12 protein-coding genes and 1 pseudogene are annotated in these 13,769 nt (G+C 61.2%); 5 read left to right on the top strand and 8 right to left on the bottom strand.

Features of this window, described 5'->3' with window-relative positions; translation table 11 throughout:
- Positions 1-30 precede the first annotated feature (30 nt).
- A complete protein-coding gene (locus ACE04I_RS06645; RefSeq protein WP_487206786.1) occupies positions 31-1,959 on the bottom strand; it encodes an ABC transporter substrate-binding protein in 1,929 nt (642 codons plus the stop codon).
- A 235-nt stretch (positions 1,960-2,194) separates the two neighbouring features.
- On the opposite strand from ACE04I_RS06645, the gene ACE04I_RS06640 reads away from it, so the two are divergent.
- Together ACE04I_RS06640 and ACE04I_RS06635 are read left to right on the top strand one after the other, a co-directional pair.
- On the top strand, positions 2,195-3,193 hold the full coding sequence (locus ACE04I_RS06640; RefSeq protein WP_487206785.1) for a LacI family DNA-binding transcriptional regulator: 999 nt from the start codon (positions 2,195-2,197) through the stop codon (positions 3,191-3,193).
- Positions 3,194-3,302: 109 nt separating this feature from the next.
- Positions 3,303-4,163 carry a glycerophosphodiester phosphodiesterase gene (locus ACE04I_RS06635; RefSeq protein ID WP_487206784.1) on the top strand — a complete coding sequence of 287 codons (861 nt, stop codon included), beginning with the start codon at positions 3,303-3,305 and terminating at the stop codon, positions 4,161-4,163.
- Here ACE04I_RS06635 and ACE04I_RS06630 read toward each other — a convergent pair.
- The 7 genes and pseudogenes from ACE04I_RS06630 to ACE04I_RS06600 form a co-directional block, all read right to left on the bottom strand.
- A complete protein-coding gene (locus ACE04I_RS06630) occupies positions 4,160-4,984 on the bottom strand; it encodes an inositol monophosphatase family protein (protein WP_487206783.1) in 825 nt (274 codons plus the stop codon). The genes ACE04I_RS06635 and ACE04I_RS06630 overlap by 4 nt on opposite strands.
- Entirely contained in the window at positions 4,985-6,004 is a 1,020-nt protein-coding gene (locus tag ACE04I_RS06625; protein WP_046796634.1) for a LacI family DNA-binding transcriptional regulator, read from the bottom strand.
- Positions 5,999-6,730: pseudogene (locus ACE04I_RS06620) on the bottom strand (glycerophosphodiester phosphodiesterase); the annotation flags it as partial. The gene ACE04I_RS06625 and the pseudogene ACE04I_RS06620, both read right to left, overlap by 6 nt.
- A 2-nt stretch (positions 6,731-6,732) precedes the next feature.
- Positions 6,733-7,788: an ABC transporter ATP-binding protein gene (locus ACE04I_RS06615; protein ID WP_046796504.1), complete on the bottom strand. Its 1,056-nt coding sequence runs from the start codon at positions 7,786-7,788 to the stop codon at positions 6,733-6,735.
- A complete protein-coding gene (locus ACE04I_RS06610; RefSeq protein WP_046796503.1) occupies positions 7,788-8,630 on the bottom strand; it encodes a carbohydrate ABC transporter permease in 843 nt (280 codons plus the stop codon). Before ACE04I_RS06610 ends, ACE04I_RS06615 begins: the two co-directional genes overlap by 1 nt.
- A gap of 2 nt (positions 8,631-8,632) precedes the next feature.
- The gene (locus ACE04I_RS06605) at positions 8,633-9,934 is read right to left on the bottom strand and encodes a carbohydrate ABC transporter permease (protein ID WP_046796502.1); all 1,302 of its coding nucleotides are present in this window, start codon (positions 9,932-9,934) and stop codon (positions 8,633-8,635) included.
- Positions 9,935-9,995: 61 nt separating this feature from the next.
- A complete protein-coding gene (locus ACE04I_RS06600; protein ID WP_046796501.1) occupies positions 9,996-11,342 on the bottom strand; it encodes an extracellular solute-binding protein in 1,347 nt (448 codons plus the stop codon).
- Between the two features lie 339 nt (positions 11,343-11,681).
- Here ACE04I_RS06600 and ACE04I_RS06595 point away from each other — a divergent pair, with 339 nt between their 5' ends.
- From ACE04I_RS06595 to ACE04I_RS06585, 3 genes are all read left to right on the top strand, one after another.
- Positions 11,682-12,032, top strand: coding sequence for an MbcA/ParS/Xre antitoxin family protein (locus ACE04I_RS06595; RefSeq protein WP_046796500.1), 351 nt, complete (start codon positions 11,682-11,684; stop codon positions 12,030-12,032).
- A gap of 9 nt (positions 12,033-12,041) precedes the next feature.
- Positions 12,042-12,545 (top strand): RES family NAD+ phosphorylase, encoded by a 504-nt coding sequence (locus ACE04I_RS06590; protein WP_046796499.1) that lies wholly within the window; start codon positions 12,042-12,044, stop codon positions 12,543-12,545.
- Between the two features lie 316 nt (positions 12,546-12,861).
- Positions 12,862-13,701, top strand: coding sequence for a substrate-binding domain-containing protein (locus ACE04I_RS06585; RefSeq protein ID WP_487206855.1), 840 nt, complete (start codon positions 12,862-12,864; stop codon positions 13,699-13,701).
- Positions 13,702-13,769 lie beyond the last annotated feature (68 nt).

Genomic DNA, 13,769 nt, shown 5'->3' with positions numbered 1-13,769 from the left:
CGCCCACGGAGGCGGGGGCGGCGCGGGAGGTCAGGCCTTGAAGAAGGTCTCGGGATTGGCTGGTGCCGGCGTCGGATAGCCCCAGGAATTCGGCATGGTTTTCGCGACATTCACCATGTCGTTCTTGACCACACCGTAGCTGTCGCTTGGAAGGCAGATGCCGAATACGTAGAATTGGTCCGCCGCACTCTCGAGAATCTGCGCCATCAGCCGCTTCTGCTCTTCGGGATCGGGCGAGCCGAGAACCTGATCGTAGAGCGCCAGCGCCTCGCGAACCGGCTGCGGCGGCTCGACCGCACCTTTGGAGGACGGGTCGCGATACCAGAGTTGCCAACCCTTGGCATAGAGCGCCTCGGTGGTATTCGGCAGGAAGTAACGCGGGTCGAGGATGGCGGCAATTCCGCCATTTCCACCGAACCGGTGGGCCGTCGCATCGTATTCGATGCCTTGACGCACCCGCACCTCCCAAAGCGAGCGATCCATCGTCCGCATCTGGACATCCACCCCGACCGCCTGGAACATCGGCAGAGCCAGCTGGAAAATATCAAGGAAGGTCGCGCGCGCCTGGTCGATCTCGAAGATCACCGTCACCCTTCGGCCGTTCTCGTCGAGCCTGAAGCCCTCACCGTCCTTGTTCGGCAGTATTGCATCCAGAAGCGCGTTGGCGGCGTCGGGATCGTATTGGGTATATTGCGTCGCAAGCCGCTCATTGTAGAGCGGATCCTCCGGCCGGATCGCCGGCTGAGACACGGTTCCCTGCCCGATGAACACGGTGTCGATGATCGCCTGCCTGTCGAGCGACATGGAAAGTGCTGCGCGAAAATCCCTGTTGTTGAAAAGCTTCCGCTTTGCCTCGTCCGGATGGTTGAGGTTGAGCTGGAACACCATCTCGTTGGTTTCTGTGGAGTTCAGCGTATAGAAACCAAAGCCACCCTGCTGCTGCGCATCGTAAAGAACGGCCCGGTTGGCAGGAGTGGCGATATATTGGTCCATCAGGTCGATTTCACCCTGCATGGCCTTCAACAGAAGCACCTGCGGATCGGAGACCATCTGATAGACGATCCGGTCGAGATACGGCAGTTGATTGCCTTGCGGATCGACCTTCCAATAATACGGATTGCGCTCGGCAATCGCGCGGTCCGTGGTTTCGCCGGGCGCAACCGTCATCTTCCACGCATGGATCACCGGCCGCCTCGAATTCTGGAAGAACTCGTTGTCGACGACAAGGCCTGCCTCGCGCTGGAAAAGCTGGATCCAGCCCGAAGCGCCCTTGGCCTTGGCCTCTTCCTCGGCATTGGGATTATATTTCGCGTGGAACTGCTTCAGATAATGTTTCGGAGCGCGGGTCGTCTGATCGTCGTTTGCCCAGGCCAGACGCAGTGGAAACAAACCGTTGGGCTTTTCGAACAGGACCTTGAAGGTTACATCGTCCACCGCTTCGAAACGGGCACGCTTGCCCCCGGCCGTCAAATGGTTCTGCCCGACGTCGTTCAATCCCTCGTAGGAGAATACGTCCTCGTACCAGAACATGATGTCTTCGGTCGTGAACGGAGCGCCGTCCGACCATTTCATGCCCTTGCGCAGGCGGAAGGTGAATTCCGTCGCTTCCGCATTGCTTTCATAGTGCTCGGCAACGTTCGGCACCACGCCGGACCAATCGGGCGCATAGCGTAAAAGCGGCTCATAGGCCTGGTACCGGAACAGCATCGAAAGCGAGCCGCCGCCAACGATGGCGCTGTTCCAGTCTCCGCCGTGCTTGCCTACCCTTTCCAGCGGCGTAACCACCATTGGATTGATCGGAAGACGATCGGCGACCGGCGGAAGCTTGCCCGCTTCGACAAGCGATTTCAGCGTATCCGGCTCCACGGGTTCGGCTGCAAAGCCATGAGACGGGAAGCAGGGCAACAAGGCGGCTGCGGTTCCCGCAGCCAGAAAATTACGACGAGTGAATTCGCGCATGGGTTCCTCCTCGACGAGGGTACGCGGCCATCCTCCTCATAAGACGCTTGCGTACCGGACTCGAAAACGGCGCTTTCGTTAGCTTCCTATTTCCGATAAAGTTAGCTTGAAGATATATTTTTGTTAGGTAAAGCGTTATGTTCAAACTTCGTCATCCTCTGTGGAAAGAGGGCTAAGCTGGGATTTTCAGCGCCCGAGAATCCGCCCCGCAAAAAACCACCGCCGAGAAACCCTGATGACAAAAGTGACCTTGGAAATCATTGCCCGGCACACTGGGCTTTCGAAATTCGCCGTATCCCGATCGCTTTCGGGAAAGGATGGCGTCAGCGCCGAAACGAGGCGGAGGGTCGAAGCAGCAGCCCTGGAACTGGGATACAGGCGAAGCCGCTCGGCTGATCCGCAAAGCGAGATCGGCATCGTCTTCCATGATGTCGACATCATAAACAGCGAGCTGCGGCACATGATACAGGATGGTGTCCAGCGCGAAGCCCACCGCACCGGAAGACAAATTCGGCTGCAATGGACCCATGATGTGGAGCGCGTCGCCGAAATGGCCGAAACCAGCGCCGGGCTCATACTTGTCGGCCCGCATGAGAAGGCCACACTGGATATCGTAAGAGCGTCCGGCGTACCGGCGGTGCGCATGGGCTGGGTCGATCCCCTGGAGGCCGCCGACCATGTCGGGGGTACCGATCACGAGGCCGGTGCCGCGGTTGGGGATTATCTCATCGGCCTCGGCCACCGAAGCATCGCATTCATCCATGGAATGCCGGGCTACCGCGGTCGGCTGGAGCGATATTACGGCCTTCGGGAGCGCGTCGAGGCGCATGGCGGCATCGAGCTCAACCAGATGTGGTTCGACGAAAATGACGGGTTCGTCCCTGCGCTTCGAGATCTTCAAGCCAAAGGTGCGGCGCCGACGGCGCTTTTCTGCGCCCATGATGGGTTGGCGCTCACCGCCGTCTCGGCATTGCTCGCTCTCGGCTACCGGATTCCGGAGGATATGTCGGTAGTCGGCTTCGGCGATTTTTCGGCGGCAACCCAGATTGCGCCCAATCTAACGACCGTGAAGGTGCACGGCGTGGAAATGGGAGAGGTCGCCCTGCGACTGCTCATCGAACGCATAAACGCCGAAAGCGAGTCCCTTCTGCCGGCCCGCCGGGTTCTGCTCGCCTCGACATTCGTCGAACGGCGCTCCTCCGGCCCCGCCCCCTCCAAGCCGAAACTGCTTTGACAGTCGCGGTTAGCGCATTCTCATGGATGCGCGATAGCTGTTACATGCATGACACATCCTGCGCCTAGAGCATTGCGCCGGATGAACATTCGCGAGATCGGATCTCATCATGACGGACTTTCCCGGCCTGACCATAACCCATTTGGGGCACCCGACCCGGCTGAAGTGGCATCGACTGCGCCGCAGCTTTTCCGATCCGCTGTTCGGCCGCCAAACCATGGCCGAAGGCTTCCGGCTCGGCGCCTCGATGGAGCTCGATCTGAGGGTCCGGGGCGACGGCGGTTTCGTGGTTCTCCACGATGAAGAACTCCAAGGCGAGACGACCGGGCACGGACTTGTCCGCAAGGCCTCCGTATCCGAACTGCGCGGGTTGTGCATGATTGATGGCGGTCATGACCTGACACTGAGCGAGGACCTTGCGGCCATGCTCGATGCAGCGCATCCGGATGCATTGCTGCAATTCGATATGAAGGACGGTTTCGCCACGGTGAGCGAGAGCGGCATGGACCATATCGCAGACCATTTCCGCGATGCCGGATCGCAGATCATCATCAGCGCGGCGGACCTCGATCTCGTGCTCGCAGTGAAGGATCGCCTTCCCGGTCTCCGGCGCGGCATAGATCCGACCGACAAACTGGTGGAAATCTATCGCCACGAAGGACTGACGGCAGCCGAGCGCGAGCTTGTCGCGGATCTCGCCGGCCCCACCGAGCCGGATACGATCTATCTCGCCTGGCAGCTCGTTCTTCAGGCTGCTCGCGACGGGCTCGATCTCATCGGCCTCTGCCACGACCATGGTAAGCTCGTCGATGCCTGGACCTACAATCTGAAGAACCCGGAAACCGGATTCAGCGATGCGGAATGGCGCGAGTTTTCCGGGCTGATCGAGCTGAAGCCGGACCAGATCACCACGGACGAAGCCCCCGCCACCGAACGCGCATGGAACAGTAAGCTGGCGGAAGCGGCCTAACCCGCCTCCTCCAAAAGGCCCTCCATCTCCATCAGGAAAGCGAATTCGGCTTCCAGCTGAGGAGCATGGGCGACCACCGGCCCGCCTCCTGTCAGAATTTCGGCAAGCGACGGAACCGCCACCTTCGCACCCGCCTCACGCGCGATTAGCACGCCGGCCAGCATGTCCCACACCGAAAGATGCCGCTCGTAATAGAGATCGGCGATGCCCTCCGCCACGCGAACGAGACCGATCGCCGCCGCCCCCATGCGCCTATAATCGATGCCGCGTTCGTAGAGCCGGCGGGAGATGGCAAGATAATCCTCGAACTCCGTGCGACGTGAGTGCCCCAAGATGGCGATCGCCTGTGTGGGATCGGTCGTCCTCGCGGCAGCGATCGGCACGCCTTCCTTGAAGGCGCCCTCGCCGCGGATCGCATGAAAAACACTGTCTTGCGCCGCGTCATAAATGACGCCGACCTGGATTTCGCCGTCCGAGACGAAGGCGATGGACACGCCCCAATGGCGGAAGCCGCGGATAAAATTGGTCGTGCCGTCGATCGGATCGACCACCCAGGTTCCGGCGTCGCCGGAGCGCCCTCCACCCTCTTCTCCCATGAAGGCATCCTCGGGAAAGGCCGCAAGCAAGGCGGAACGAATTGCCTCTTCGCTGCGGCGGTCCGCGATTGTCACAAAGTCCTGCGGGCCCTTGTTCTCCACCTCAAGCGTTCCGGGCATCGCCTCCCTGCGGAACCGCGCCACGTCCTTGCCGACCCGGCGCGCAACCGATACTGCGGTCTCGGCTCGCGCCCGAAGGGTCGAATTGTCGAACATGAAATCCATCTATGCGCTTCTTCGTTTGATGAGCGTGATCGGCGTGAACTCCACCCGTGCGACCGCCTCCGGTTCGGCGATCCGGCTGATCAGAAGATCGAGCGCCTGTTCCGCCTGCACTTCGCAAGGCTGCAGAAAAGTGGTGAGTTCATAGGCGCCCCAGCTCGCCTGGGGAATGTCGTCATGGCCGATGATGCGCACCGGCGGCGAGCCGCTTCGGTCGAGATCGCGCGCCAGCCGGTCCAACACCCCGCAGGCCATGTAGTCGTTGACGCAGAAGACGCCGTCGATTTCCATTTCCAGAATCCTCTCGGCCGCCTCGAAACCATCCCTGTAGCCGTTGATCGGGACCGGAACCAGCCGCGCCTCGATACCGAGCCCTGCGCAGCGCGCAAGGAAGGCTTCCGCCCGCCGCCGCGCGGAATAGGAGACGGCGGTGCCGGCCACGACCGCAAGCCGTTCGGCGCCCGCTTCGAGCAAATGATTGGTCGCCATCTGCCCCGCCATCCGGTCATCCGAAACAACCCGGTCGACGAAGGGGAAATCCTCTCCCTTGTTGATGAGCACGATCGGAACGCCTTCGGCGGCGCATTCCTCGCAGATGTCGGAGGGCGGCGCATCGGAGGTGACGATGACACCCGAGACGGCGTAATGCAGCAACTGGCCGATTACGGCGGACGTATCCGCCTCCTTCGAGGTCGGCAGCAGCATGGGCCGGAAATTGCGCGCCAGAAGCGCCCGCGCCAGGTGCTCGATCTGCTGCATGCGAAAGGGATTGTCGAAGCCCGCCGCCACGAGACCGACGATATCGGAACGCTTGTTGGTGAGACTGCGCGCCAGATAATTCACCCGATAGCCGAGCTCCTTGGCCGCCTGGAAGACCTTTTCCCGCGTCTTGGGAGAAACGCTGGCATCTGGCGTGAAGGCGCGCGAAACAGCGGCGCGGGATACGCCCGCCGCACGCGCCACATCGAAGGAGGTAACCCGGCGCTGCTCCCGGATCGCGCCATTCGTCCCCTTCGCACGCATCAGGTCCGGCAGGTCGGTGCAGATGCCGAGAACCGGCAGCGCCATGATGTCCTTCAGCACCTCCGGCCGCTCCTCGTGCCAGAGCACCAGCTCCTTGCCATCGGCAAAAGCCCTTTCGATCAGTTCGCCGGTGACGAATTCCTGAGGCGTGTCGCTCGCCCTTTCCCAGCACAGATGCAGGATATCGGCGCCGGCCTCCTCGCCGAGCTCGTGCGGATCATGACCAACGCGGATCAGCACCGAGAGCGGATAGTCGCAGCCCATGTCCCGCAATTCGCGCACCTGCGCCACATCGAACGATCCGAGGCAGGCGAAGCGCTGCTCTACCTCCTTCAGGTGCCGCCAGCAGAGCGGGCCTGTGCTCGGCCGCTTCAGCTCCACATAGAGCCCGCAGCCCGTCTCACGGGCAAGCGCGGCAACCTCCTCGAAACTCGGCACGGCCGGCACGGCCGAGCGCAGCTCCGCGAATGTCATTTGCGAAATATGCAAATCCTTGCCGAAGACACGCTCCAGATGATCGTCGTGACAGACCACCACCACGCCGTCGGCCGTCATCTGGGTGTCGAGCTCCCACATCTCGGCGCCGAGCTCGGCCGCCTTGCGGAAAGCCGCGAGCGTGTTTTCCGTTATGTGGCCGCTCGCACCGCGATGACCGATGCAAAAGGGCAGCCTTCCCTTGTTTTCCGGCCAGCCAAAGCGCTCCATGAACACCGTGAAATCCCGCATGGTCAGAGCCTCCGGCCGTCTTCGGCAAAGACGAAGGCCGCCTTGCTGTCGAGGTTCCAGCGCACGTCGTCGCCCGGCTTCAGATCGCCGCGCACCGGCTGGATCGATCGCAGCACCGAGCCGTCCGCGAACATCACGTCATAGAGGTTTTCCCGGCCTTGCGTCTCCGCGAAGGAAATCCGTCCGGTGACCGGGACATCGCCCCCATTGCCGAAATGCTCCGGCCGCACGCCAAGCATCAGCGGCGTGCCGTCCGGCATGCCGGAAAGGGCCGCAAGCGGCAGTCTGATACTGCCATCGCCAAGCACGAATTCGCCCTGCTCCGCCGTGCCTTTCAGGAAGGAGATCGGCGGGTTGCCGAGGAAACCGGCGACGAAAGCCGTGCGCGGATCGTTATACATTTCGGACGGCGTGGCGATCTGGACGATCTCGCCCGCCTTCATGATGGCGATGCGGTCGCACATCGACATGGCTTCCACCTGGTCGTGGGTGACCAGTATGGCGGTGATGCCCGTCTCCTTCTGCAGCCGGCGGATTTCCGAGCGCATTTCGAGCCGCAGCTTGGCATCGAGATTGGCGAGCGGCTCATCAAGCAGCAGCACGTCCGGGCGGCGGATCAGCGCGCGGGCAAGCGCCACGCGTTGCTGCTGGCCGCCGGAAAGCTGCGATGGACGCCTGTCGAGCAGATTGTCGATATGGACGAGCGCGGCGATCTCCGCGACCCGCTTCCTGATCTCCGCGGTCGCCACCCGCCGAACCGTCAGGGGAAAGCCGATATTCTCGGCAGCCGTCATATGCGGATAGAGCGCATAGGATTGGAAGACGACGCCGACATTGCGCTCCTGGCTCGGCAAGTCGGTGACATCCTTGTTGCCGAAGAGAATGCGGCCGGAAGTCGGCCGATGGATGCCGCAGATCGAAAACAGCGTGGTGGACTTGCCGCAGCCGGAAGGGCCGAGCAAAGCCAGCATCTCTCCGGAGCCGACGTCGAGATCCATGTCCTCGATAACCTTGGTAGACCCGAAGCTTTTTGAAAACTTTTCGAGCAGGATACGCATCAGCCCTTGGTGCCTCCGCCGTAGATGTTCATGAGATGCTTCTGGAAGAAGACGTAGAGGATGAGGACCGGCACGACGTAGAAGACGCCAACGGCCTTGAAGGTCCCGAAATCGAAATTGTTGTCGTCGACGATCAGGCCTGCGAGATAGACCGACAGAACCTGCACCTGCGCCCCCGGCGCCAATACCTGCGGCAGGATGAATTCGCTCCAGCCGGTGAGGAAGGAGAAGAGGCCAAGCGCCATGATCGCCGGCTTGATCTGCGGCAGCACCAGCCTGCGCCACACCGTGAAGCGCGAAGCGCCGTCCACCAGGCCGGCCATCTCGATCTCCCAGGGGACGGTGTCGTAGAAACCCTTCATGAGCCAGATGCCGAGCGGCAGATCGATCGCCGCCTTGACCAGGATCACCCCGATCAGCGAATTGTAGAGCCCGATCCACTGCAGCACGACGAAGATCGCGATGATCAGCGTCACAGACGGGAAGGCGTGCAGCACCATGACGCCTGCGAGGAAGACGCCGCGCGCCGGCACGTTCAGGCGCGACAGCACATAGCCGGCCATCGAGGAAACGAGGAGGATGACCGCGGTGATGCTGCTGGCGAAGATGAAGGTGTTGAACGTCACGCGCCAGATGTTCGGCTTGCCCGTCTTGGTTTCCCAGAGGAAGCTCCAGTGGCGCAGCGTGAATTGGCTGGGGACCAGCGAACCTGCCTGAGAATCCGTGACAGTATCGATGAACAGATAGGCATACATCAGCAACAGTGGCAGGCTGATGAGCCCAAGCAGCAGGATCACCGGCAGGCTGGAAAAGTTCGCGGAGGTGCGGCGCTTTTGGGCCATCATCAATCCTCGATCAACGGCTTGGAGATCAGCGTGTCGTAGCGGAAGACGCGCAGGTAGATGAGGGAGAGGATCACACCGATCACCACCAGGACCAGCGCCATGGCGGCGCCAAGCCCGTATTCGAGATTGCCGGTATAGTTCTGGAGCGCGGTATGGTAGGCGGCGAGCGACCACACTTCGGTCGCCCGCCCCGGCCCGCCGCGGGTCGAAAGCAGGATTTCGTTGAAGGAAGCGAGCAGCGACAACGTCTGGTAACAGGTCACGAACAGGATCGGCCAGCGAAGCTGCGGCAGGATGATATAGCGGATCTGCTGCCAGCGGCTGGCACCATCCACCTCGCTTGCATGGAACTGCGCCTCGGGGATCGCCTTGATCGCCGAGGAGAAGACCAGCATGCCCATGGACGCGCCGATGAAGCCGTTGATCAGGATCACGAAGAACCAGGCGTTATAGGCACTGTCGAGCAGGTAGTTCTTGGGCGGATGGCCGAACTGGCCCATGAACATGGAGATGAAGCCGCTATCCCAGGTGAGCCATTTCCACATCAGCACGTAGATCACGACAGGCGTGATGCGCGGCAGGAGCCAGATGGCCCGGAAGATGGATGCGGTCGTCGCCGGCATGTAATGCGTCGTGACGGCGAGGAACAGCGCGTAGCCGACATTGAACAGAAGCAGCGTCACCGCGACATAGAAGGCGGTGTTGACAAAGACCTGGGCCATATCGGGAGAATTGCCGATGACCCGGAAATTATCGGTGGTCCAGACCCAGCCGGTATAGGTGGCTCTCGCCATTGCCTCCTGCTGCTCGGGCGTCAGCGTCACGCCGAGTTTTTTCAGCCCTTCCATCAGCGCTTCCCGGCTTTCAAAGCGGGTATTGATGACCGAGCGATTGAAGAAGTCCGAAATCTGCTTGGTCTGACGCGTCGATGGCCGCTCCTTGAGAGCCTTGATCATCCGCTCCGCCTCGCGCCGGGACGCATGAACCTCCCCCAGATGCTCCGTCCGCAACTCGGCGGCAATCGCCGAAGCAAGGCCGGCGGCCTCGACCGCGGCGATGCCTGCCTCGTCGATCACGAAACGCGGTTCGGAAATGGCGTCCGCGATCTCGGGCATTTCGGTGCGCAGCCGGTTCACCGCGCCCTGCGTGACCTGAAAGGCGCCACCGGAAATGCCCGTCGCGGTGCTCATATTGGTCATCGAGAAGACTCCGGTGAGAATGACCGGCATGAGGTAGAACAGCAGGATCATGATCGCCGCGGGCGCGATCATGACGAGGCCGAGCGTTCGCGATGTTCTCATGGAAAAAGCCCTGGAAGCAAAGCAGGCGGACGGCGGAGTAAGACGCCGCCCGCGGCCGGCGTCAGCGGATGATGATGGCGTCGCCGAGCGTCGACTTCAGTTCCGCCTCGGCATCGTTGACGGCAGCATCGACCGTCTTGGCGCCGGTCCAGCTTGCTTCGAAATTCTTCCACATGATCGTCCAGTATTTGCCGAAATCCGCATTGTTCGGCATGGCGTTGGCATGCGGCAGCAGGCGGGCGGTCGCCTCGCTCGCCCAGCGGTCGGCAGCATAGAGATCGACCTTCGTCTCGGCTTCCGAAATGCCGAGATGGGCGGACTTGATGGCGTGCAGCGCGTTGATGCGCGGTTCAGACGCGATCTTGACGAGATCGGCGGCGATCTGCGTCGTCTCCTCGTCGTGGCCGGCCATCAGGAGATAGGTCAGCGGGTGGGTGAGCGTATTGGCCTTGCCGCCCTCGCCCGCCGGGATCAGCGTGAACTGCACATTGCCGAAGAAGTCCTTAAGGCCTTCCTGGTTCACGAGGCGTGCATAGTGCCAGGTGCCGCCATGCCAGATGCCGGCCTTGCCGGACGCGACTTCCGCCCACCATTGATCGCCCGGCATGCCGATATGGTTCTTCTTGGTGACGCCGGCCGCGACGAGATCGACGAAATACTGATAGGTGCGGGCCATCGCGGCCTTGTCGAAGACGAGCTTGCCCTCCTCCTCCATCACGCCGCCAAAGGAAGTGTAGAACTGCCAATAGTCCGGGCCGTTGTTGGTGCGCGGATAAAAGCCGTAGCCCGCCTGGACGAGACCGGCATCCTGCATCTTCTTGGCGTCTTCCAGCACGTTCTTCAGCGAATATTCGCCGCTTTCGACCTTGGCCGGCAGGGCTTCGATATCGGCATCGCTGTAGCCGATCGCCTTCATGTGAGGCTTCCAGAAGAAGAACGGTCGGGATTCGGCGTCCTGCGGTATGCCGTAGACAGCGCCGTTGAAGGACGAGATCTCCATCAGGTTGGGATAGATGTCGCTGATCGGCCAGCTATCGAGATCGATATAGTCTTCGACCGGCACGATGAGACCCGCCTGTGCCCAGGGACCGATGTCTTCGTGGCCGGTGGCGACGATGTTCGGCGCCTTCTTGGCTTCGGCCGCAAGCGTCAGGGCCTGTTTGAACTCCTCCCAGCCCGAATAGGGCGTCTTCTGAACGGTGATATTCAGTTCTTCGCCACGCACGGCGGCTTCATGTTCGAGCAGGCCGGCGGCGATCTCGATCGCATCGACGCGGTAGTTGTCGTTCGGTCCGGAACCGCCCGACCAGACGGAAATGGTCACGTCCTTGGCAGACGCGAATGCGGCGGTCGAGGCCAACAGAACGGCCGCGAGCGTGACGGACTTGCATGTTGAAAGAACGGTCATAGCCAACCCCCGAGAAGAAAACGGTGTCTTCCGGGCCGCAAAGATCGGTCGTGCCGGGGCCGCGGAAGCGTTGAAAGGATCATCAACGAGGCTTGATTTACGGGCGCCGCATAACAGCCAAATGACAGAATGTACGCGTGTGCAATTTTCCTCAGAGGGAATTTCCGACAACACCGCGCCCCGATTTGCCTCCGGACAAGTGGCTGCAGAATTTAACCCGCGTCGAAACCGACTTAGAGAACCCGCTCTTTCCCGCCCTTCGCTGATTCAGTTGAATTCCGCCATTACTGACGCTATATAACGTCATAATAATTGGCAATCGAACATGGAGTGAGAGAAATGGGTCTCGCCCAATATGCAGACGACGGGCTCTTCGCGCCACGCAAGATTGCGGATGCTTTCCGGACGACAAGCGAGGAAATCGCCCGTACCACCGGGCTCGGCAAGGACGCTATCCAACGCAAGGACCGCATCCGCTCCGGCAAGACGCAACGGCGCCTGCGCGAGATGGTCGAGGTCGTCAACAAGGTCGAGCCGCGCTTCGGCTCTGCATTGATGGCCTATGCTTGGTACCGCTCCGAGCCCTTGCCCGGCTTCTCCGGCCAGACCGCCATGCAGCTGGTTCGCGATGGACGCGCTGACGAGGTCCTCGACTATATCGACGCGGTCGATGCCGGCGTTCATGCATAGCCCTGGCCGATGCGATATGAAGGAAAACTCTACCGGGCGCTGAACCCGGTCTATGCGCGGCAGCCGCTCTTAGGCCGTGGAGCGGAACTTTACGGCGGCCGGTTCAACCCCAAGGGAATGCCGGCGCTCTATACCTCCCTGTCGGTTCTTACAGCGTTGCGCGAAGCCAATCAGGTCGGCAATCTGCAGCCGACGACACTGGTCTCATATGAAGCTGTTTTCGAGCGCGTCTTCGACGGCCGCGACGAAGATGCCCTTCAGGCCGAAGGAATGGGTGCCGCCGCGATCTCAGACGCGACATGGCGCGATCAGATGAAATCAGGTGGCGAAGCCAGAACGCAGGGTTTTGCCAGACGGCTTGTCGCCGCCGGCTATCAAGGCCTGCTCGTCAGGAGTTTCGCTCCCGGCGCAACCAGAGAGGATCTGAACCTCGTTCTTTGGACCTGGGGTGAAAGTCTTCCCGCACTGCTCACCTTGATCGACGACGAGAACCGTCTCGGTCGGCCCGAATAGCCTCGAACGCACCGGAAAAGCCTCACCGGTCGCGCTAGCCTTCCTCATTAAACCGGTGTGCAACACCCAGCCTCCTGCCAGTGTGCCGGATCGGCAAACTTTAATGACAATTCGCTCGCGATCATATTTTTCTTTTCTCGTACATATTTAAAAGTTGACACGCGTAAACTTGATATTCTAATACTCCACCGCATTCGAGGTTGGGAGGGCCGCCTCGGGTGCAGAGTATCAAAGGCCCCGTGCCCATCTTTCCTGGGGAGGAAATATGTCCATCAAGAAAATCGCCGCTGCGCTCGCACTGTCCGCAGCATTTTCCATGTCCGCAGCCGCAGCCTATGCGGAAGGCATCGGCGCCTCGCTCCTGACGCAGCAGCATCCCTTCTATATCGAGCTCGCCAATGCGATGACGGCTGAAGCCAAGGCCAAGAACGTTCCGCTCGAGGTCTCAATCGCCAATCAGGATCTCAACAAGCAGCTCGCCGACGTCGAAGACTTCATTGTCAAGGGCGTCGATGTCATCATCATCTCGCCGGTCGACAGCCAGGGCGTCGTGGCCGCGATCGCCAAGGCCGAGAAGGCAGGCATCAAGGTCATCACCGTCGACGTGCCGGCCGCAGGCGTGAAGGTTACCTCGCATATCGGCACCGATAACTTCACCGGCGGCGTCAAGGCCGGCGAACTGATGGCCAAGGAGCTCGGCGATAAGGGCAATGTGGCGATCATCGACTATCCGACCGTCCAGTCCGTCGTGAACCGCATCGAAGGGTTCAAGAAGGCGATCGGCGAACATCCGGACGTCAAGATCGTCGCCCAGCAGACCGGCATCACCCGAGCCGAGGCACTCGCCGCCGCGCAGAACATGCTGCAGGCCAATCCCGACATCAACGGTATCTTCGGCTTCGGCGACGACGCCGCTCTTGCCGCAGCCGTCGCCGTCAAGGCAGCCGGACTGGAAGAGCAGGTCAAGGTCATCGGCTTCGATGGAATGGAAGAGGCGCGCAAGGCCGTCGACAGCAATCCGGTCATGGTCGGTGTGATCCAGCAGTTCCCCGATCAGATGGGCAAGACCGCCGTCGAGACTGCCGTCAAGGTCATTGCCGGCGAGGAAGTCCCCGCCGAGCAGCCGATCGTTCCGGGCGTCTATACCAAGAAATAACTTTCTCCCAAGACGGCTCGCCTACCGGCGATGACCGTTCGAAGCATGGCGGTCCCGCGTCCCAACCC

Source organism: Rhizobium moroccans, assembly GCF_057559155.1.
This window is presented reverse-complemented; position numbering and strand designations above follow the sequence as displayed.

Excerpts from the sequence above, each read along its gene's own strand:
- ACE04I_RS06645 (WP_487206786.1), bottom strand. The coding sequence starts at position 1,959 with ATGCGCGAATTCACTCGTCGTAATTTTCTGGCTGCGGGAACCGCAGCC.
- ACE04I_RS06640 (WP_487206785.1), top strand. The coding sequence starts at position 2,195 with ATGACAAAAGTGACCTTGGAAATCATTGCCCGGCACACTGGGCTTTCG.
- ACE04I_RS06635 (WP_487206784.1), top strand. The coding sequence starts at position 3,303 with ATGACGGACTTTCCCGGCCTGACCATAACCCATTTGGGGCACCCGACC.
- ACE04I_RS06630 (WP_487206783.1), bottom strand. The coding sequence starts at position 4,984 with ATGGATTTCATGTTCGACAATTCGACCCTTCGGGCGCGAGCCGAGACC.
- ACE04I_RS06625 (WP_046796634.1), bottom strand. The coding sequence starts at position 6,004 with ATGCGTGCGAAGGGGACGAATGGCGCGATCCGGGAGCAGCGCCGGGTT.
- ACE04I_RS06615 (WP_046796504.1), bottom strand. The coding sequence starts at position 7,788 with ATGCGTATCCTGCTCGAAAAGTTTTCAAAAAGCTTCGGGTCTACCAAG.
- ACE04I_RS06610 (WP_046796503.1), bottom strand. The coding sequence starts at position 8,630 with ATGGCCCAAAAGCGCCGCACCTCCGCGAACTTTTCCAGCCTGCCGGTG.
- ACE04I_RS06605 (WP_046796502.1), bottom strand. The coding sequence starts at position 9,934 with ATGAGAACATCGCGAACGCTCGGCCTCGTCATGATCGCGCCCGCGGCG.
- ACE04I_RS06600 (WP_046796501.1), bottom strand. The coding sequence starts at position 11,342 with ATGACCGTTCTTTCAACATGCAAGTCCGTCACGCTCGCGGCCGTTCTG.
- ACE04I_RS06595 (WP_046796500.1), top strand. The coding sequence starts at position 11,682 with ATGGGTCTCGCCCAATATGCAGACGACGGGCTCTTCGCGCCACGCAAG.
- ACE04I_RS06590 (WP_046796499.1), top strand. The coding sequence starts at position 12,042 with ATGCGATATGAAGGAAAACTCTACCGGGCGCTGAACCCGGTCTATGCG.
- ACE04I_RS06585 (WP_487206855.1), top strand. The coding sequence starts at position 12,862 with ATGTCCGCAGCCGCAGCCTATGCGGAAGGCATCGGCGCCTCGCTCCTG.